This window comes from Hansschlegelia sp. KR7-227, from assembly GCF_049446035.1.
Taxonomy (GTDB): Bacteria; Pseudomonadota; Alphaproteobacteria; order Rhizobiales; family Methylopilaceae; genus Methylopila.
In genome coordinates this window covers 2,470,494-2,488,454 of the sequence record NZ_JBMSEA010000001.1, presented here as the reverse complement: position 1 = coordinate 2,488,454, position 17,961 = coordinate 2,470,494, and the positions used below count along the sequence as shown (strand labels likewise).

Annotated in this window: 15 protein-coding genes and 2 pseudogenes; 11 read left to right on the top strand and 6 right to left on the bottom strand. The window is 62.5% G+C overall.

The annotated features are described in order from the left end of the window. Positions 1-121 precede the first annotated feature (121 nt). From ACO2RJ_RS11680 to ACO2RJ_RS11665, 4 genes are all read right to left on the bottom strand, one after another. Positions 122-1,030: a LysR substrate-binding domain-containing protein gene (locus ACO2RJ_RS11680; protein WP_423268177.1), complete on the bottom strand. Its 909-nt coding sequence runs from the start codon at positions 1,028-1,030 to the stop codon at positions 122-124. 75 nt (positions 1,031-1,105) lie between these two features. Then, positions 1,106-2,020: a bifunctional 5,10-methylenetetrahydrofolate dehydrogenase/5,10-methenyltetrahydrofolate cyclohydrolase gene (locus ACO2RJ_RS11675; RefSeq protein WP_423268968.1), complete on the bottom strand. Its 915-nt coding sequence runs from the start codon at positions 2,018-2,020 to the stop codon at positions 1,106-1,108. A 7-nt stretch (positions 2,021-2,027) separates the two neighbouring features. After that, positions 2,028-2,876 carry a formyltetrahydrofolate deformylase gene (gene purU, locus ACO2RJ_RS11670; RefSeq protein ID WP_423268967.1) on the bottom strand — a complete coding sequence of 283 codons (849 nt, stop codon included), beginning with the start codon at positions 2,874-2,876 and terminating at the stop codon, positions 2,028-2,030. A 210-nt stretch (positions 2,877-3,086) separates the two neighbouring features. Further along, entirely contained in the window at positions 3,087-4,046 is a 960-nt protein-coding gene (locus tag ACO2RJ_RS11665; RefSeq protein WP_423268176.1) for a LysR family transcriptional regulator, read from the bottom strand. Positions 4,047-4,256: 210 nt separating this feature from the next. On the opposite strand from ACO2RJ_RS11665, the gene ACO2RJ_RS11660 reads away from it, so the two are divergent. The 5 genes from ACO2RJ_RS11660 (at position 4,257) to ACO2RJ_RS11640 (ending at position 9,481) form a co-directional block, all read left to right on the top strand. Beyond that, positions 4,257-5,150 carry a 3-methyl-2-oxobutanoate hydroxymethyltransferase gene (locus ACO2RJ_RS11660; protein WP_423268175.1) on the top strand — a complete coding sequence of 298 codons (894 nt, stop codon included), beginning with the start codon at positions 4,257-4,259 and terminating at the stop codon, positions 5,148-5,150. 47 nt (positions 5,151-5,197) lie between these two features. Next, complete coding sequence (locus ACO2RJ_RS11655; protein ID WP_423268966.1) at positions 5,198-6,376, top strand: ABC transporter substrate-binding protein; 1,179 nt, start codon at positions 5,198-5,200, stop codon at positions 6,374-6,376. A gap of 80 nt (positions 6,377-6,456) precedes the next feature. Then, on the top strand, positions 6,457-7,389 hold the full coding sequence (locus tag ACO2RJ_RS11650; RefSeq protein WP_423268174.1) for an ABC transporter permease subunit: 933 nt from the start codon (positions 6,457-6,459) through the stop codon (positions 7,387-7,389). Continuing rightward, positions 7,386-8,204: an ABC transporter permease gene (locus ACO2RJ_RS11645; protein ID WP_423268173.1), complete on the top strand. Its 819-nt coding sequence runs from the start codon at positions 7,386-7,388 to the stop codon at positions 8,202-8,204. The genes ACO2RJ_RS11650 and ACO2RJ_RS11645 overlap by 4 nt, the downstream gene beginning before the upstream one ends. Then, positions 8,189-9,481, top strand: coding sequence for an ATP-binding cassette domain-containing protein (locus ACO2RJ_RS11640; protein ID WP_423268172.1), 1,293 nt, complete (start codon positions 8,189-8,191; stop codon positions 9,479-9,481). Before ACO2RJ_RS11645 ends, ACO2RJ_RS11640 begins: the two co-directional genes overlap by 16 nt. Before the next feature lie 29 nt (positions 9,482-9,510). On the opposite strand, the gene ACO2RJ_RS11635 is transcribed toward ACO2RJ_RS11640, so the two are convergent. Next, a complete protein-coding gene (locus ACO2RJ_RS11635; RefSeq protein WP_423269001.1) occupies positions 9,511-9,678 on the bottom strand; it encodes a hypothetical protein in 168 nt (55 codons plus the stop codon). Here ACO2RJ_RS11635 and ACO2RJ_RS11630 point away from each other — a divergent pair. From ACO2RJ_RS11630 to ACO2RJ_RS11605, 6 genes and pseudogenes are all read left to right on the top strand, one after another. Next, the gene (locus ACO2RJ_RS11630; protein ID WP_423268965.1) at positions 9,598-10,335 is read left to right on the top strand and encodes an ABC transporter ATP-binding protein; all 738 of its coding nucleotides are present in this window, start codon (positions 9,598-9,600) and stop codon (positions 10,333-10,335) included. The two genes, ACO2RJ_RS11635 and ACO2RJ_RS11630, sit on opposite strands and share 81 nt — an antisense overlap. Before the next feature lie 2 nt (positions 10,336-10,337). After that, positions 10,338-11,963, top strand: a complete 1,626-nt coding sequence (locus tag ACO2RJ_RS11625) for a methylenetetrahydrofolate reductase C-terminal domain-containing protein (RefSeq protein ID WP_423268171.1) — start codon at positions 10,338-10,340, stop codon at positions 11,961-11,963. A 118-nt stretch (positions 11,964-12,081) separates the two neighbouring features. Then, on the top strand, positions 12,082-13,908 hold the full coding sequence (locus tag ACO2RJ_RS11620) for a SulP family inorganic anion transporter (RefSeq protein WP_423268170.1): 1,827 nt from the start codon (positions 12,082-12,084) through the stop codon (positions 13,906-13,908). Positions 13,909-13,987: 79 nt separating this feature from the next. Continuing rightward, positions 13,988-15,331 (top strand): bifunctional folylpolyglutamate synthase/dihydrofolate synthase, encoded by a 1,344-nt coding sequence (locus tag ACO2RJ_RS11615; protein ID WP_423268169.1) that lies wholly within the window; start codon positions 13,988-13,990, stop codon positions 15,329-15,331. A 6-nt stretch (positions 15,332-15,337) separates the two neighbouring features. Further along, positions 15,338-15,451 (top strand): annotated as a pseudogene (locus ACO2RJ_RS11610) (carboxymuconolactone decarboxylase family protein); the annotation flags it as partial. A gap of 14 nt (positions 15,452-15,465) precedes the next feature. After that, positions 15,466-15,726, top strand: a pseudogene (locus tag ACO2RJ_RS11605) (integrase core domain-containing protein); the annotation flags it as partial. A gap of 333 nt (positions 15,727-16,059) precedes the next feature. Here the strand turns inward: ACO2RJ_RS11605 and ACO2RJ_RS11600 are convergent. After that, positions 16,060-17,247: an AAA family ATPase gene (locus ACO2RJ_RS11600; protein WP_423268168.1), complete on the bottom strand. Its 1,188-nt coding sequence runs from the start codon at positions 17,245-17,247 to the stop codon at positions 16,060-16,062. Positions 17,248-17,961: the final 714 nt, after the last annotated feature.

Sequence of the window (17,961 nt, the reverse complement as noted above, 5' to 3'; positions counted from 1 at the left end):
GGCCGGCCAAGACCAACCGAGTTTCGGCGCATATTATCGGCTGTAGACCTGACCGCAGGCTATCTCGATGCCGTCAAAACGTTTAAATCCCAAATCTACGCAGATATTAGCCGAGAATACCTTAAATAATAAGATTTTCCGCCACCCCGATTGCAGCGTCTTGCTTGACGATAGAAGTCAATGCAGAGACTAGAGGTGCGAGGTTGTTAATGTTAAGCCAGATCATCGCGAGGTCATGAATTGGTTGTTCAGACTCAAGCTGGACGATCTTTCCGATAGATCTGAGACTAATGTCCTGAAGGCAGGTTAGTGGAAGAACGGTTGCGGCGTCTCCAATCGCAACGCTCATGAGAATTTCCGGCAGCGTTTCGGATTGAAGCACGGGTTCCGGATTGGCACCTGCCGCCTGAAAACAGGCGTCGATGGCGCGGCGCTCGTATGTCTGTCGCGAAAGAAGCGACAGCGGTAGCTCGGCGATCTCGGCCCAACTCGCACACTTACGGTGCGCCAGGTCAAAGCCGTCCGGAATAAGGGCCGCCATTCGTTGGCGGCTCAACACGTGGTGACCGAAGCGGCTGTTCTCCTCGTCGAGGAAGGTAATCGCCGCGTCCAGCTGGAAGTCCTGCAGTTCGGAGGGGAGGCGCTCGTGACGCACGTATATGACGTCGAACTGCACCGTGGGGTGCAGGTCCCGGAAGGTCTTCGCGATCCTCGCGACGGTCGCCGCGGCGCTTGGAGAGGCGCCCAGGCGAAGCCGGCCTGACAGGCCGCTGCGCATCGTTGCCATTTCGTCCAACATCGCCCGCTTGTCCGCGAGGATGCGGCGGCACCATTCAACAAGCCTCTCACCTTCTGGCGTGAACCCGTCGAACCGCTGATGACGCCGAACGATTGGCGTGCCGAGTTCCGCCTCCAGCGTCTTCAGCGCGCTGGACAGGCCGGGTTGCGTGACGCCGCAAAGCGCCGCGGCCCGGCCGAAATGCCGTTCCTGTGCAAGTGCGACCACATACTCCATGTGGCGGAGCAGCATTCGGTGTTTCCTCCGCCGCGTTCAGCCGCGGCTTGTTGTCAGCAGTCTTGAGCCGGCGCGTCGGCGACAATCGTTCTAAACGAAGACGGTTTCGCCCTTCGCGCCGTGGGCGGCGTCCAAGCCGCTGAGCGATACAAGGCCCTTCGCGCAGGCTACCGTGTTCGACATCAAGGCGGCGACCGTCATCGGGCCCACGCCTCCGGGCACAGGTGTGATCGCTCCCGCGACGCGTAAGGCCGCGCCGAACTCCACGTCGCCGACGATCCTGCCCGCGTCGCCCGACGCCATCCTGTTGATGCCAACGTCGATGACGGTGGCGCCAGGCTTGATCCAGTCGCCCTTGATCAAATGCGGCCGCCCGACCGCCACCACCAAGATGTCGGCTTCGCGGCAGTATCCCGGGACGTCGCGCGATTCCTTGTGGGTCACGGTGACGGAGCAGTTCTCGTTGAGAAAGACCTGCGCCGCCGGCCTGCCGACGATCCGGGAGTGTCCGACCACCACGACGTCGAGACCCGTGAGGTCGGCTCGAACGGACTTGACCAGTCGCAGGCACCCCAGCGGGGTGCAGGGCACAATCGTTGGTTTGCCGACCGCGAGCGAGCCGGCGTTGGTCGGATGGAAGCCGTCGACGTCCTTCTCTCGAAGGATACGGTTCAGGACGCTGTCGGCAGAAATGTGAGGCGGCAGCGGCAACTGAACGAGGATGCCGTGAATGGCCGGATCCTCGTTCAAGGCGTCGATGAGCTCCAGCAGCTCGCCCTGTGACGCTGACGCCGGCAGAAGGTGCTTCACGGACCGGATCCCGACCGCGGTCGCGAGTTGGGTTTTGCTCCGGACATAGATCTCGCTTGCCGGATCGTCGCCGACGAAGACGACTGCCAGGCACGGCACCACACCGGCGTCGCGCCTCAATTCGCCGACACCGAGCCTGACCTCCGCCAACAGCTTGTCCGCCTCGACGCGACCGTCAATGATCTGGGCTGTCATGGCGGCGTCAGTCCGGAAACACAACGGTCCGGGGACCATTGATCATGACGCGGTCGTCGATGTGGTAGCGGACCGCCCTGGCGAGCACACGACGCTCGATGTCGCGTCCCTTGCGCACCAGGGCGTCAGGCGTGTCGCCGTGGGAAACCCGCTCGACGTCCTGCTCGATGATCGGGCCCTCGTCGAGCTCGCCGGTGACGTAGTGAGCGGTCGCGCCGATCAGTTTCACGCCACGGGCATGCGCCTGGTGGTAGGGCCGAGCGCCCTTGAAGCCAGGCAGGAACGAATGGTGGATGTTGATGCACCGACCGGCCAGGCGTTCGGTCGCCTCATCGGAAAGCACCTGCATGTAGCGAGCGAGAACGACGAGATCGGCTTCGGTCTCATCGATGACGTCGAACAGCCGTTTCTCCTGCTCCTTCTTCGTGTCCTTCGTGATTGGAAAATAGTGAAACGGCGCGCCGTCGAAATCGAGCCGGGCGTAGGTCTCGCGAGGATAGTTCGCGACCACGCCGGCGATCTGCATGTTCATCTCGCCGACATATTGGCGATAGAGCAGATCGGCGAGACAGTGATCGAAGCGGGACACGAGGACGAGAACGCGCTGAGGCCGCTTGTCCAAGCGCAGCGAACGCGTCATCTGGAAGTGCTTTTCCGCGGCGCCGAGCCGGGTCTCGAGATGGCTTCGGGAGCCGGAGCCGTCGAAGGCGACGCGCATGAAGAACTGACCGGTCTCATGATCGTCGTACTGCGCCGCCTCCCGAATGTTGAAGCCCGCTTCGAACAGCAGGTTGCTGACGGTCGCGACGATGCCGCGCCTGTTGGGGCAGGCAAGCTTCAAGATGTTCGGCACCATCTCTCCATAGCTCGTGGTGGAGCTGCCGATTTGAACGATCTCTCCGACCTTGACGTCTTGGTCGGAGGTGGTGATCGCCGGGCCGTGCTGAAGTTCGGTGAGCATATCAGTCCCCAAGTGACTTTCGGTACCGGTAGCCTAGGCTTCTATTGATCTTGCGAGGAACCCGTCTGGCGCGCATCGGGGTAGTCCGCAGCCGCATGGCCCTGCTCATACCGCTGGTTCCTGAGGCGCCCGGAAGTCCTCCTTCGCCTCCGACATGAGAAAGCGCGTCGCGGCCTCGATCCGGCGCGACCGTCGGACCTCCTCGGGGTAGACCAGGAAGGCTTCGACGACCGGCTTGCGGATGTCCTGAAGGACTTCGACAAGGTCGAGGAGATCCTCCTGCAGATAGGCCGGCAGCAGCCCGAGCCCTAACCCGCCCTTCACCGCTCTGAGGATCGCGTACACGCTGCTCGCCCGCAGCACCGCAGGCCTCGGCTGGTCGGCCGGCATGCCGACTTTCACCAGCCAATCCAGATCGTGGACATGGGCCGGCAGATAGTCCCCGTAGGAGATCAGGTCGTGCCCATCGAGATCGGCGATCGTCTCAGGGACGCCTTTCTCGGCGAGATATTGACGCGACGCGTAAACCCGAAACGGCAGGGTCATGAGGTGTCGTTGGATGAGATTCGGCTGCGTTTGATTGAAGAAACGGATCGCGATGTCGGCTTGGCGGGTCGACAGGTCGAGTTCGATATTGTCCGACAGCAACAGCGTCAGGCTGATATCCGGGTAGTCTCGGCGAAACTTCGTCATTTTCGACGTCAGCCAGGACGACCCGAAAACGACGGCCGTCGCGATCCGGAGGGGGCCGGATGCGGCCCCGCGGAAATCGTCGATGCGCGCGAGCCCCATCGCGAGACGCTCGAACATCGAAGTGACGGCGGCGTGGAAAATCTCGCCTGCCTCGGTGAGCGCCAGACCATGCGCTCCGCGATGAAACAGCGGAATCTTGAGCGAGGCCTCAAGGCCGGCGATCTGCCGACTGACCGCTGATTGGCTCAGGCCCAGAAGCGCGCCAGCCCGAGTGAAGCTGCCCGCGTCGACGGCGATCCGAAACACGCGCAGACGGTTCCAGTCGAACTCGCCCAAGTCGTCGGGAAACGTGCGTCTGGCGGAGCAGTCCATTTCGGCCCTCCCTCAATCCCCAAAAGCGTTCTAAGAGCAATTCAAAACTGATAACTGAGATTTATGGGCTGATTAACATAAGTAATAACTCTGTATTAATACATCTTCACTTGCCGTACTGAGTTTCATGAGCCTAATGTCGGCCCAGCACCAGAATTGTCAAGCATGTATATCATAATGTTGGTGCTAATTGACATAGGGAGTTCTAAGGTGGAGCCTGCAAAGCGTAAGAAAGTTACGATCAAATCGGTCTATGACAAGAAGAAGGCCGGTCAAAAAATCACATCGATTGGCGTGTATGACGCGCCTATGGCCGCCATCGCCGATCGCGTCGGTTTCGATTTCCTTGTCGTCGGCAACGCCGGGCCGATGGCGCTGCTGGGCCATCCCGATCCGACGACAGTGAAATTCGAAGAGCAGCTCGCGCTGACCCGCGCTGTCAGCCGCGTGACCAAGTTCGGCTTCGTCGTCGGCCACATGCCGTACATGAGCTATCACGCGTCGAAAGAGCAGGCGATCGTCAGCGCGACCAGACTGGTCGCGGAGGGCGGCGCGGACTGCGTAAAATGCGAGGGGAACCGCTACACGGCCGAATACATCGCCGAGATCGTTCGAGCGGGCATCCCGGTCATGGGCCACATCGGAATGCAGGCCTCGCGTCGCACCGAGCAGAGCGGCTTCGGCGTCAAGGGCCGAATGGCCGACGACGCGATGAAGATCATAGACGACGCCCGCGCCTTCATCGAAGCCGGCGTTTTCGCCTTCATCGTCGAGCAGGTGCCGACCGACGTCGCCGCTTACCTCGCGGAGACCTTCGCGGCGCCCATGATCACGCTCGGCGGCGGCACGAAGAACGACGGCGTCTACCACATCAGCGGTGATCTGGTCGGCTACAGCGCATTCCCAATTCCGAAGAACCGCGGCGCATTTGCCGACGTTCGCCCGATCATCGAAACCGCGCTCACGGAATACCGCGACGCGGTCGTGGCGAGCGCGTACCCGCTCGAGGAAAACACCTTCCGAATGACGCCTGAAGAGCGAGAGAAATTTCTCAAGCAGGCCGGCACCAGCAATGGAGGTTTCGCCCACGAAGCAGCCGAATAGGAATCCAAAGAACGAAATAAAACAAAATAAAGGGGAAGCGCTTGGTGATGAAGCTCAACAGTAGACTGTGGGCAGCGACCCTCGTGGGGGCGCTTTTGGGCGCCGGCCCGGTCGCGGCCACCGAATACAATACGTCTTCGTATGACGCAGTCGCCCAACAGGCGAAGCGTGCATCCGGCGAGCCGGTCTCCATCAGCACGAACCTGTTCGTCGGCTGGACCGGCGCGTGGGACACCATTCTGATGAAACAGCTCAACCTCTGGCAGAAGTGGCTGCCGGAAGGGAGCAAAGTGGAGTGGAAGCGTAACCTGCAAGGCCCGCCGGTCATCACTGACCTGCTCGCCAACAAGCAGCAGATCGGCTACCTCGGCGACAACCCCGCTGTGCTCTCGACCACGAAGTCTGCGATTGCGCCGGTCTATATGGTCGGCATGAATGCGGTTTCGCCGAGCCGCATGTGCGGTTTGCTACTGGTGCGTAAAGGCGCGCCTCAGTTCGCCACGACCGAAGAAGCCGTGAAATGGCTCGATGGCAAGACAGTCGGCGTCCCTAAAGGCAGCTGCGCTGACCGGCTCGCCCAGAGTGTGACGAAGAAGGCAGGCATTAAGCCTGTCTGGCAGCAGATGCAGGCCGAGGTGATCGTCACCAGTCTGCAGGCCGGCCGCATCGACGCAGCGGCCGTCTACGAGCCGCATGCGACCAAGGCTGTTTTCGATGGCTACGCCGACTTTGCAGCGTCTTCGGCGGACCTTGGCGAGAGCGACGCCAACGCCATCCTGATGCGCGGCGACTTCATCGACAAGCATCGGGATGTCGCGGTCGCCTGGCTCAAGGCGAACATTGAGGCGCTGTACTATCTCCGCGACAAGCCGAAGGAGGCGATCGAGGTCCTCAAGAAGGAACTGCCGGACTACACGCGTGAAGAGCTGTGGCACTCGATCTACGGCAACCCGCCGGAGAGGGTGAAGCCGGACCCGGTCGCGTTCAAGGCGATGATGACCATCACGTCTGAAGAACGGGGCTTGGTCGGCCGCATCTATGAGTTTCTGAAGGGCCTCAAAGTCGTCCAGGCGCCGACGCTTCCTGACAGCGCCATCAGGACCGACCTCATCGAACAGGCGTTCAAGGAGCTCAACCTCGATCCGACAAAGGGGCTGTTTGAACTCACCGCGAAAGAAGCGGAAGACTGTCCCTACAAGGGCGACCAACTCGTGTCGGGCGGCTGACTGGCAGCGCCGACGATCGGCCTGGGCGCCAAAGGTCTTGGCGTCCGGGCCATCCCGCCAGAACACGAGAGAGACATGTCATGGCAACAACTCAGTTCGCGGTAGGCCGAACGCAGAACACGACGGCCGCGCCGAGCTTGGACGATTATGACGCGCGTCTGAGGCGGTCGCCCGACTGGCCGATCGCCCGTGGCGCCCCGATGCTTCGGTTGCGTCGTGCGCTGCTTAGCAAGCCCGTCCGCAGGACCGCCTTAGGGTTCGCGGTCTTCTTCGCCCTTTGGTATCTCGCGACCGCCGTCTTCCAGCTCCCGCGGTTCAATTTCATCCCGAACCCGCTGTACCTGTTCGAACAGTGGACCAGCCGCGAGCCGCAATACGGCATCTCGCTCTTCACGCCGGACTATTACGAGCACATCGCGATAAGCGTATTGCGGGTGTACGTCGCTTTTTTCCTCTCGATCGCGCTCGGCGCGCCGATCGGCATCTTGATCGGGTGGAGCAAGCTCGGCCACAACTTGTTGTTTCCTCTTGTCGAGCTGCTGCGTCCGATCCCCCCGCTGGCGTGGGTTCCTATCGCGGTCCTGATATTCGCAGGCACCGAGTCGCCGGTCATTTTCGTGACGATGCTCGCGAGCTTCTTCGCGACCGTCCTCAACACATATCTGGGCGTGCGTTCGATCGACGAGAACTACTTTCGCGCGGCGAGCTGCCTGGGCTATTCGAAGCGCGCGGTGCTCTTCCGGGTCGTCGTGCCTGGCGCGCTGCCGTTTATCTTCACCGGCATGCAGATCGCAATGGGCGTCGCCTGGTTCTCGCTGGTCGGCGGGGAACTGATCGCCGGCCGCGCCGGCCTCGGCTACATGATTTTCGACGGCTACACTCAGGTGGCCATTCCCAACATCTTCATCGGCATGATCACGCTCGGCGTACTCGGTTGGCTGTCCAGCGCAATGATCAGGGCCGTCGGACAGTTTCTGATGCGCTGGCAGCAGAAATCGAGAGGTGAGGCATGAGCGCCCAAGTCGAATCCGCCGCGATCGCCACCGCCCCGCAAGCCGTCAAGTCCAAGGCCAGGCGCATGTCCCTCAACTCGACGATCCTCCAGCAGGCCACCGGCATTCTGCTGTTCTTCGCTATCTGGCAGCTGGTGCGGACGCTTGGATACCTCGCTCTGCTTCCCAGTCCGGCGGAGGTCGCTGCCGCGATCCCATCGTTCATCCAGCAGGAAGGCTATTGGATGAGCTGGGTTAGCAGCGCGCGACGCGTTTTCCTCGGCTTCGGGATCGCCGCGGCGCTCGCTGTGCCCCTCGGGATCTGGATCGGCACGTCGGTCAGAGCCCGTCAGTCCGTGTTCCCGATCCTCGAGATCGTTCGGCCGATCCCTCCGGTCGCCTGGCTGCCGCTGGCGATCCTGTTCTGGCCCTCGTCTGAAATGACGATGGTCTACCTGACCTTCATCGGCGCCTTCTTCCCGATCTTCATCAACGTCCTCGCGGGCATCGACAACGTCGATATCCGCTACATCCAGGCGGCTCGGTCGCTCGGCGCTGGGCGCGCCGCCATGTTCTGGAAAATCCTCGTGCCGGCGACGCTGCCGTCGCTGTTCACAGGCCTGACGATCGCTATCGCGATCACGTGGGAAGTCGTTATCGCCGCTGAGATGGCGTCCGGTAGCGACGGCCTCGGCTATCTGACCTGGAACTCGTACATGAGCCAATCGATGGTCGGCATCATCATCGGGATGATTAGCATCGGCATCGCGGGGCTGCTGTCTAGCGTGGCCATGAGCTTGATCGGGCGCACCGCGGCGCCGTGGACCCGGCGTTGAGACGGAGCGCACCAATGACCACCCGAGAGAACAGACTTAGCGTGCTTCGGCTCAACTCGTTCATGAGCCAGGCCCCTCGACCAATGCTCGACGAGATCTCGTTTTACGCTCGCGAGGAAACATTCGCCCCCCATGACTTCATTTTCGCCAAGGGCGATCAGGCGGCGGACTTCTACATCCTCATGGACGGCCGGGTCGGACACCCGGAAGTCCGCCTCAACGACCACAACCTGTCCATCACTCAGGAGACCGCGACGCCGGGTCAACTGTTTGGCTACGCCGCGGCCGTCCAGGGCGCGGCCCGTGTAATCTCGGCGCGCTGCGAGACCGAAACGAAGGTCCTCGCGATCGATGGCCGTCGCTTCCAGGAAACCTGCCAGCGAAACGGCCCGCAGGGAGAGGCTCTGGTCCGGGAGCTTGCGAGGATTTATGCGAGCTACGAATTCAAGACCACCGGCCAGTCGGGGTGGATCTCAATCCGCAACGCCTCGAAGGTCTATTCGCCGGGGCCGAACTCCGTCGTCGCCCTGGACAACTGCTCGATCGAGATCCGGCCTGGCGAGTTCTGCGCCATCGTCGGTCCGTCCGGCTGCGGAAAGTCGACGCTGCTCAACGCGATCGCCGGCTTCGACGAACTCTCCGACGGCGTCGTCTATCTCGACGGCGAATGGATCAACCGACCGGGTTCGGCCCCCAAGCCCGGACCAGACCGCATCGTGGTGTTTCAGAACGGCGCATTGTTCCCCTGGGCCACGATTCGGGAGAACCTGATCAGGGGCCCCTTGCTGCGCGGCGTGGAGAACGAGGCGAGCGTCACGAAGCGCGCCGAAACTCTTCTCGCCCGCGTCGGTCTGTCGGACGTGATGGACCTTTATCCCGGGATGATCTCTTCGGGAATGTGCCGACGTGTAGAAATCATCCGCGCGATCCTCAACAATCCCAGGGTTATTCTGCTGGATGAGCCGTTTCGCGGCCTCGACGCTCTCTCTAAGGCCGTTACGCAAAACGCTCTTCTCGAGCTCTACGACATGTCGAAGAAGACCGTACTCTTCATTACCCACGATCTTGAGGAGGCGATCTATCTGGCGGACCGTGTTCTAGTTATGTCCTCTAGGCCCGGCCGGATTAAGCAGACCATCTTCGTCGACCTACCGCGCCCGCGCGACATCAAGATGCTCGGAACTCCGGAGTTTCTGCGCCGGAAAGAGGAAGCGATCGAGGCCGTGCACGAGGAGGCTGTCAAAGCTTTCACGGCCGGCGAACGTGAATTCGCGTGAGGGAGGCGACTGTGGGTAGAAACGGAACGTCATTCAGCGCCGAACTCGAAGGCGTTGGGAAGGTCTATTCCCGCGCCGGCGAGGCCGAGGTGGTTCTTCGCAATTGCTCCTTCGCGCTGGAGCCGAACAAGCTGACTGTCCTGATTGGGCCGTCCGGTGCGGGAAAAAGCACCATCGTCAAGCTGCTCGCGGGGCATGAAAGGCCAAGCGTTGGCTCGGTGAAGGTCAACGGATCCGAGGTTCGCGGACCTGGTCCAGATCGCATGCTCGTGTTCCAGGAGACGGCGCTCTTTCCCTGGATGTCTCTCACCGAGAATGTCGCGTTTGGGCCCCTCCAGGCCGGACGGGCGGCGAGCAAGGCGCGGAGCGAAGCGAATGCGCTGCTGAAGAAAGTCGGGCTGAGCGGCTTCGAGGCTCGATATCCGAACCAGCTCTCGGGGGGGATGCAGAGGCGCGCCGAGGTCGCGCGCGCTTTGATCAACAGGCCTGATCTCCTACTGCTGGACGAACCTTTCCGCGGCCTCGATCACATGTCCCGCGGCCTGATGCAGGAATACTTCGGGCAGTTGTTCGAGGAGCATCGGACGACGACGCTGTTCGTCACGTCGGAAGTCGACGAGGCGATCTTCCTCGCGGACCAGATCATCGTGCTGAGCTACAAGCCGACTTGCGTGAAGGAGATCATCGACGTGCCGATCGCGCGACCGCGCGACATGCACCTCTTTACCTCTGCGCAATATGGCGAGCTGAAGGAGCGCGTGCTCGACCTGCTCTACGAAGAGGCCGTCAAGGGCTTTGCGGCCGGAGCGATCGAGGCCAAGGACATGGAGCGCGCTGGCGCGGTCGGGGTCTAGTCATGGACGATGCGGTCATCACGGCGCCGGCAGGTTCTTCAACGCCACGGACTGGGGTGGAAGGTCCCTCAAACGCGTTGCGAAGCGCTCTCAGGGACCGTCGGTTCTTCTGGTCGCTCGAGTACATACCCTCGAGTCAAAAGGTGCTGAGGGACGACTTCAGCAAGCTCGAGGAACTGGCCTCCGCCGTTAGCCTCATGCCGACGTTAACGGGGTTCTCGGTCACTGACCGGGTGATTTCCGATCACGATCCGGACCCGCTTGCCGCCGCGAGCCATCTGATGGCCAAGACCGGCAAGCAGCCGCTCGTCCATTTCTCTGGCAAGGGGCGGGAGACGCATCATCTCGAGGACACCCTGCGCCGGATGCAGGACAACGGCCTCGAGAACATCCTCATGCTGACGGGCGACCGATTGCACGAGGAGCCTGTCGGCTCGCGTCCGCGATATCTCGAGTCAGTTCCCGGCATCGCGATGGCGAAGGCGTTCAATCCGAACATCTTCGTCGCCGGGGCGCTCAATCCTTTCAAGTATCGCGAAGAAGACGGGATGGCACAGTACCTGAAGCTGGGCAAAAAGATAAATGCGGGATGCGATCTCATCATAACCCAGGTGGGGTACGACATCGTCAAGCATGAAGAGGCAATGTACTGGATCGATGGTCGGAGGTACAACACGCCGATCGTCGCCAACCTGATGCCAATGACAGCTGCTAGAGCGCGTTACATCCGCGCCAATCAGCTCGCAGGCGTCACCGTCACGGACTCGTTCCTGGCTCTGCTTGAAGCGGACGAAGCTCTGACGTCCGATCGCGGCGTCGCCCGGGCGATGAGGCGGCTCGCGCTCCAGATCCTCGGCGTTCGCTATCTCGGCTACGCGGGCGTGCAACTCACGGGGATCCACTCGCTCGCGAAGGTCAAGGAGCTCCAGGGCATCGTCCGCGAATGCTCGGAGATATGTCCGGATCGGATCACATGGCGGCGCGCCTGGGAGGAGGCCTGCACGCTTCCGAGCAGTGACCGAGCGTCTCTGGCTCCACGGGATGCTCCTTGGTACCTGCTCAAGGGTACGACGCAGTTCGCGTCGGGGAAGGCGCGCGCGAAGTATCACGCGATGAAGTTCGTCCATGACTGGGCGTTCGAGCGCGGGCCGCTGTCGCGACTGTTTGGGACCGCCGTCCGCGCCATCGGCCGGCGGACGGCGGCGGGCAAACTTACCGAGCGCGTGGAGCGCGCTATCAAGAACCCGATCTTCGGCTGCGAAACCTGCGGTATGTGCCGGCTCGCGGCGACCCAGTACGTCTGTCCAGAAACCTGCCCCAAGGGGCTGGCGAACGGTCCGTGTGGAGGCACTGCGAAGAACCTCTGCGAATTCCGCGATCGCGAATGCATTCACAGCGCGAAGTATCGGATCGCAAAATCGGCGGGGCGCCTCGATGAGCTCGAACGCCTGATCATACCGGCCGTGCCGGCCGAGCTCCGACACACTTCTTCCTGGCCGCCACATTTCAGAGGCCAGGGGCCGGCCATCAAGGTCGCGCAAGACGGCAGACTGTTTCCGCTCAACGTTCGGAGCGCCGTCGATGACGGAGCTCAATCGACTGTTTCAAACCCGGCGCTTACGTCGTAGCGCCACAACGCGTCTGATCGAAAATGCGCGGCATTGACATGCTTTGCGCCGCTCCATGCTCTGGGGCGGCATCGGGTCCTTGCGCCCTGCCGGGTCGCCAAATGCGACGGCGGCCGGGATGACCCTGACCTCAGGATGGTGGCGTCGAGTAACGCTGCGTACGATGCAGGCTGATCTGGTGGCCGGCCTGCTGGGCGCGTTGCTCGTGCTGCCGCAGGGCATCGCATTCGCGACACTTGCGGGCCTGCCGCCCCAGTATGGGCTCTACAGCGCGATCGTGCCGACGGTCGTCGCTGCCATCTTCGGATCGAGCTCTCACGTCGTGTCCGGTCCGACCAACGCGAACTCCCTCGCGCTGTTCGCCGCCATCAGTCCGATTGCCGTCGCCGGCAGCCCGGACTACATCGCGCTCGCCCTTGCGGTGACGATTATGGTCGGGGTGATCCAGTTCGCCGTCGGCGCGCTTAAGCTCGGAAGCCTGACCGACTTCCTCTCTCCCGCCGTCCTGCTTGGATTCACAAGTGGAGCCGCGGCGCTGATCGCCTGCTATGCGCTGCCCGACATGCTTGGACTGCCGTCAGCCAGCGGACATGGACCGGCGGCGGCGCTTGTCAGCGCGTTCGAGAACTGGCGCTCGATCAACTGGGCGGCGTTGGGCGTGGGCGTTGCGACCCTTGTCGTCGCAGTCGGCCTGCGCGCGATCTCCCGGAAAATCCCCTTCATGTTGATCGGATTGATCGTCGGTTGGGCGTTGTCGGAAGCAATCAACCTACGCCTCGGCTCAGAGGCGGTCACTGTGATCGGCGCGATACCGACGGCGATCCCATCCTTCGCCATTCCCGAGCCTCCGCTTCAGGATTTGGCTCGCCTCGCAGCCGCCGCCGCCGCCCTCGCCATCATCGCTCTTGGTCAGTCTGTCTCGATCGCCAAGGCGGTCGCGGCGAGGTCGGGAGAGCGCATCGACGTCAATCGCGAGTTCGTGGGACAGGGCTTGTCGAATGTGTTCGGCGGCCTTTCTTCTTCCTATCTGTCCTGTGGTTCGCTCAATCGTTCCCTCCCCAACTTCGAGGCAGGCGCTCGGACGCCTGTCGCTGCGATCTTCGCGGCGGCGGCGCTGATGGGTCTCGTCGCAGTCGCCGCGCCCCTCTTGCGGCAGCTTCCGACGGCCGCCATCGCCGGACTGTTGATTTACACGGCGTGGAGCCTCCTCGACTTTTCTCGCTTTATCGAGCTCGCCCGGCTCAACCGGATCGAGTTCGCGATCGCCGCGACCACGTTCTGCGCTATGGTGTGTCTGCCGTTTCATGTCGCCATCATGCTCGGCGCGGGCATGTCGCTGGCGGCCTATCTGAAGCGAACGTCGCGGCCGCACTTCAAGATCTTGGCACCGGATCCATCCGACCCCTCACGGCGCTTCACGCCGCTCGATGAGTTCGAGCAGCCGCCCGCCGAATGCCCGCAGCTCAAGCTGCTGAGGATCGAGGGGGCCACCTACTACGGCGCCACGCAATTCGTCGGCGACAGGCTTCACGCGCTCAGGCTCCAGGCGCCCGGCCAGAAACACCTTCTGGTGATGGCGAGGAGCATGAACTTCATCGATCTCGCAGGCGCGGACCTGTGGAAGATGGAAGGCGTCCGACGGCGCGCGGAGAACGGAGATCTCTACTTTCATCGGCCCAGAGCGGCTGTGATCGAGCTTTGGGGCCGAACCGGCTTCCTGAAGTGGCTCGGCACCGACCGGATCTTCGGCTCGAAGGCCCAAGCTATCTCGGCCATCTACCCGCGTCTCGATCCGAAGATCTGTGAAACCTGCACGGTTCGCGCATTCCTGGAATGCGGCGCGAACGGTTCGCCCGGCGACCGAGAACCGCGCCTCGCGCCGAGGCTGGCAATCCTGGAGGCGCCGGCGGGAAGTCGGCAGGAGGCTCATGCCCATGAGCGCTAGAAGTCAGTTCAACCAGCCGAGCGGGGGCGCCGGGCATGCCCGACGCAACGCTGGAGCAAGCGTCACAGACCCTGCGCTTATGGCCGATTTGCTCTGCGCGCCGTCGCATCTGCGCAGCGACGCGTTCTTGGCGCGTTTCCTTCAGATGCACCCCAAGGAGATCGAGCTCTCGCTTGGGCGAATGCAGCGTCTGCTCGCCGATCTCGGACATCCCGAACGGCGTCTTCCCGCGACCGTGCAGGTGGCCGGCACCAATGGGAAAGGCTCGACGACGGCCTTTCTGAAATCGATGCTCGAAGCCCGCGGTTTGGCGGTGCACGTCTACACGTCGCCGCATCTCCTGCGTTTTCACGAGCGCATCAGGCTCGGCCGGCGGGGGGGCGGCGTGCTCGTCAGCGAGACCCAGCTTGCGGAGAGCTTCGCAGAGGTCGAACGTGTCAATGCGGGTCGGCCCATAACCTTCTTCGAGATCACGACGGCCGCGGCCTTCCTCCTCTTCTCGAGACACCCCGCTGACGTCTTTCTGCTCGAAGTGGGATTGGGCGGTCGATGCGACGCGACGAACGTCGTTCCGTCAGCCGCCGCCAGCGTCATCACGTCCGTCGGCCTGGATCACCGCGAGTTTCTTGGCGACGACGTCGGCTCGATCGCGCTAGAGAAGGCAGGGATCCTCAAATCTGCGACGCCGGCCTTCATCGCCCGCCAGCAGCCGGAGGCGCTCGCTGCGATCGAACAGGCGTCCGAATTGGTCGGCGCCAGGCTTCGCATAGCGGGTCGTGACTGGCTCGCGCATGAGGCGCACGGCGCGTTAATCTACGAGGACGAGAGGCAGCGGCTTTCCTTGCCGCTCCCCAGCTTGATCGGCTCCCATCAGATCGAAAACGCGGGCTGCGCGATAGCCGTCGCAAGGGCGTGTGAGGAGTGGGCGATCGAAGTTCGCCACATCGAAGCCGGTCTGTCGTGCGCCAAATGGCCGGCGCGAATGCAGTCGCTCCAAAATGGTCGCCTTGCCGGTCTCGCGCCGATGGACTCCGAGATTTGGTTGGACGGCGGACATAATCCGGACGGCGGCCGGGCGATCGCGCTTACCCTCGAGCAACTCCAGCGAGGCTCTCCGCGTCCGCTCATGCTGATCGCAGGCATGATGCGGACAAAGGATTCAGACGGCTTCTTCGAAGCCTTTACGCGCCATGCGCCGAGCGTATTCGCGGTTCCCATCGCCGCGGTCGCAAGTCGGCGCCCGCTCGACATCGTACTGTCCGCCCGTCGGGCCGGTTGCGCCGCCGAAGCAGTGGATTCGATCCCGGAAGCGTTGCGGATCATCGCCAGGCGTTTTCCAAGCGATCCGCCTAGAATTCTGATCACTGGATCGCTTCATCTCGCCGGCGAAGCGCTGGCGCTGGACGGCGTTTGCGTTACGTAAAATGCGCCGTCCCGGTCCGAGGCGACCGAGGGCTACGCGCTCGGCGAGGTCTGGGCCCGGCCCGGCCTCGACGTCCGGACGAGGCAGATCGCGACCGTGGCGGTGTTCGCAGCGCTGGGAAATCCCGCGTACATAATCGCGCGGAGTTCGCCTCGAACGCGATCTTGAGCTGGGCGGACGAGACCGGCGTCGGCTGGCATTACATCGCGCCAGGCAAGCCGCAGCAGAACAGCTTTATCGAGAGCTTCAACGGCCGGCTGCGGGATGAACTGTGAACGAGACGCTGTTCCGGTCACTGCCGCACGCCCGGGCCAGGCTCGCAGCTTGGTGCCGCGACTACAACGAAGGAGCGACCACACTCGAAGTTCGGCTGGATGACGGCTGGGGACCACGCCCGCGTCCTCATCGAAACCGCCGGCCGAACCGCTGCGCAACCCGACCGCTCCGGCTTCGGCCTCTTGCACCCGCCATCGACGATGGCTCAGATAACGACAGGACTCTCGCTTTCGCTGGATGAAAACGGGGGTCACGTCAGAACTTCCGACGCATTGACTTTCGCCATGGCCGCAGCTCTCAGCCCATTTGTTCTTCTCCTCCAACGTATCTCAGCAGCGTAACGCATAACAGTAAACACCCCCTTTAAAGGGGGGGTGTTACATGTTACGCCGTTACACGCTGCGCCGTAACACCACACAAAAATGTTACGTTACGTCATCGATGTTTCGCTGTTACCGAGGGGCTGTTACGCTCCAGCGGCCATCCCCGGAAGTGACGATAAGTGCTTCGGCGACTAGCGTCTCTCGACCACGGCGGAAGCGCATTTTCTTCGCTGCAGCCGTGTCGGTTGAGGCGTTGTCCACGTCGTAGCGGGCGCGCCACGTCGCCTCTGTGACGGACACACCGTCGGCATCTGCGATGGCCGCCTCTAGAGCGGACAAGACGCCTTGTTGTGCCACCGTGAGAGCGCGCGGCTTGGCCTGCTCGATCTCGGTCGGCTCGTTCAATAGGCCTGCAAGGTTGCCCTCGGCTGGAACGACAACGGGCGCGCACGGAACACGGCCGTCTTTGAGAGCGGGGAGATCCACGTTCTTCAGCGTGAAGGCGAACCGCGACTTGTCCGGGCCATCGCTGTTCTTGAGGACAGTAGCGAAGTGGCCGCCCGCCTTTCGCTTGACGTTTATGCTCAGGTCGATGGCCCCGTTGAGCGACCCGTGGCCGCGCATACGAGCATCATCGGCCAGGGGCGTGTGATGAACGAGCAGTACGTGCGCGCCGATGTGCTTCCGAATGCGGTCAACGGAATGCAACATCATCGAAAGGGCGGCTTCGTCGCTATCGCTGCCGCCGGCCAGTCCTCTCGCCAAGGTGTCGATAACGACGAGGTTCACTGGCGGCGCATAATCGCCAATCCGCATCCGCTCCGCCGCTGACCATGCGCTGGCGGCGATATGATCGCCAGCCGAAGGCTCGCGTAAGTCTATTGGAGCGCCGCATACGGCGACCGGAAGCTCGAAGTCGACGGCGTGTTCGTGCACGAACGCGCAGATGCGGCGTTCGACCTGGGCGGTCCGCTCTAGCGCGAGATAAAGCACGCCAATCGGCGCCGGACCGTCGGCATAGAGCAAATCACCCGTGGGCCGGCCGAACCACGGCATCGCGCTGGCCGCGCGGCAGCACAGGTCCGTCACGAAATTCGACTTTCCGGCCTCTGGCGCACCAAAAACTACCGACACCTCGTCGAGCGCGAAGAGGCCGTCGACTATGAACTCGCGCGCCGGTCGCGCAGCGAAGTCGCTGGGGGTCGAAAAGCTGAGTGCCCGGCCCGAGAAGGGGTCTGGAGACCAGAGATCATACGCTTTCATCGTGATAATCCCGAGCGACGATTTGAGATAGTCGCGCTTGTGGCATCCATGCAAAAACGTCCTTGTTGTGCTGATGGTTCAAGCCCCTTTCTTCCGAGGAGAGAGGCAGGGCTTTTTGATGCAGCGTTTTAGATGAATGCCGCGATAGCCGCGGCACCTTCCAGAAGGTTGCAAGTTCGGGCGATGCGGTCATGCGGCGAGGAGCTTCGCGAGCGCACGAACCGTACTTTCGCGCCATGTGCCGAGACTGACGATTTCAATGGGTTGCGTTCGGCTAGAGTGGCCGAAACGGTCCTCCGCTACCAACGATTTCAAGCACTTAACTCTACCTCTTCCGTGTCAAAGCCTCTGTGAGGCGGATTTGGGGCGGCTTTTCGATTTGCCCCGGTGTGCGAGCGGCAATTCCTCATCGGCGCCTACAGCCAATCCCTCATCCGTGGGGATGACGCCAGCGCGTCCGATGTAACCGGCCGGGACGGGCGGCGAGCCGGCAATCCCTGATCGCCACCCGCAGCCATCGATGGATCGTAGCTCGCTTTCAGTGCAGGCCATCGATGTGGCCGAACGCAGCGCCGAGTCGGTAGAACCGGTTGGGCGTGCGCGCCCAGCCCGCCTCCGGCGCAATCCGCCGCACCAGACGGGTGCGCACGAAATGACCGTCTGGGACGACATTGAGGCAGGCAGGCTCGCACGCGTCCTTGAGGACTGGATGCCCGCTCAGTCACCCTTGAGCCTCTACTGCCCCAGCCGCCGTAACCCGACAGCAGC

What these genes read in the sequence shown, in the direction of transcription:
- ACO2RJ_RS11620 (WP_423268170.1), top strand. Translation starts at nt 12,082, where the DNA reads ATGACCCTGACCTCAGGATGGTGGCGTCGAGTAACGCTGCGTACGATG.
- ACO2RJ_RS11615 (WP_423268169.1), top strand. Translation starts at nt 13,988, where the DNA reads ATGGCCGATTTGCTCTGCGCGCCGTCGCATCTGCGCAGCGACGCGTTC.
- ACO2RJ_RS11655 (WP_423268966.1), top strand. Translation starts at nt 5,198, where the DNA reads ATGAAGCTCAACAGTAGACTGTGGGCAGCGACCCTCGTGGGGGCGCTT.
- ACO2RJ_RS11675 (WP_423268968.1), bottom strand. Translation starts at nt 2,020, where the DNA reads ATGACAGCCCAGATCATTGACGGTCGCGTCGAGGCGGACAAGCTGTTG.
- ACO2RJ_RS11650 (WP_423268174.1), top strand. Translation starts at nt 6,457, where the DNA reads ATGGCAACAACTCAGTTCGCGGTAGGCCGAACGCAGAACACGACGGCC.
- ACO2RJ_RS11635 (WP_423269001.1), bottom strand. Translation starts at nt 9,678, where the DNA reads ATGCCCCGCGAGCAGCTTGACGATGGTGCTTTTTCCCGCACCGGACGG.
- purU (WP_423268967.1), bottom strand. Translation starts at nt 2,876, where the DNA reads ATGGTGCCGAACATCTTGAAGCTTGCCTGCCCCAACAGGCGCGGCATC.
- ACO2RJ_RS11625 (WP_423268171.1), top strand. Translation starts at nt 10,338, where the DNA reads ATGGACGATGCGGTCATCACGGCGCCGGCAGGTTCTTCAACGCCACGG.
- ACO2RJ_RS11645 (WP_423268173.1), top strand. Translation starts at nt 7,386, where the DNA reads ATGAGCGCCCAAGTCGAATCCGCCGCGATCGCCACCGCCCCGCAAGCC.
- ACO2RJ_RS11665 (WP_423268176.1), bottom strand. Translation starts at nt 4,046, where the DNA reads ATGGACTGCTCCGCCAGACGCACGTTTCCCGACGACTTGGGCGAGTTC.
- ACO2RJ_RS11680 (WP_423268177.1), bottom strand. Translation starts at nt 1,030, where the DNA reads ATGCTGCTCCGCCACATGGAGTATGTGGTCGCACTTGCACAGGAACGG.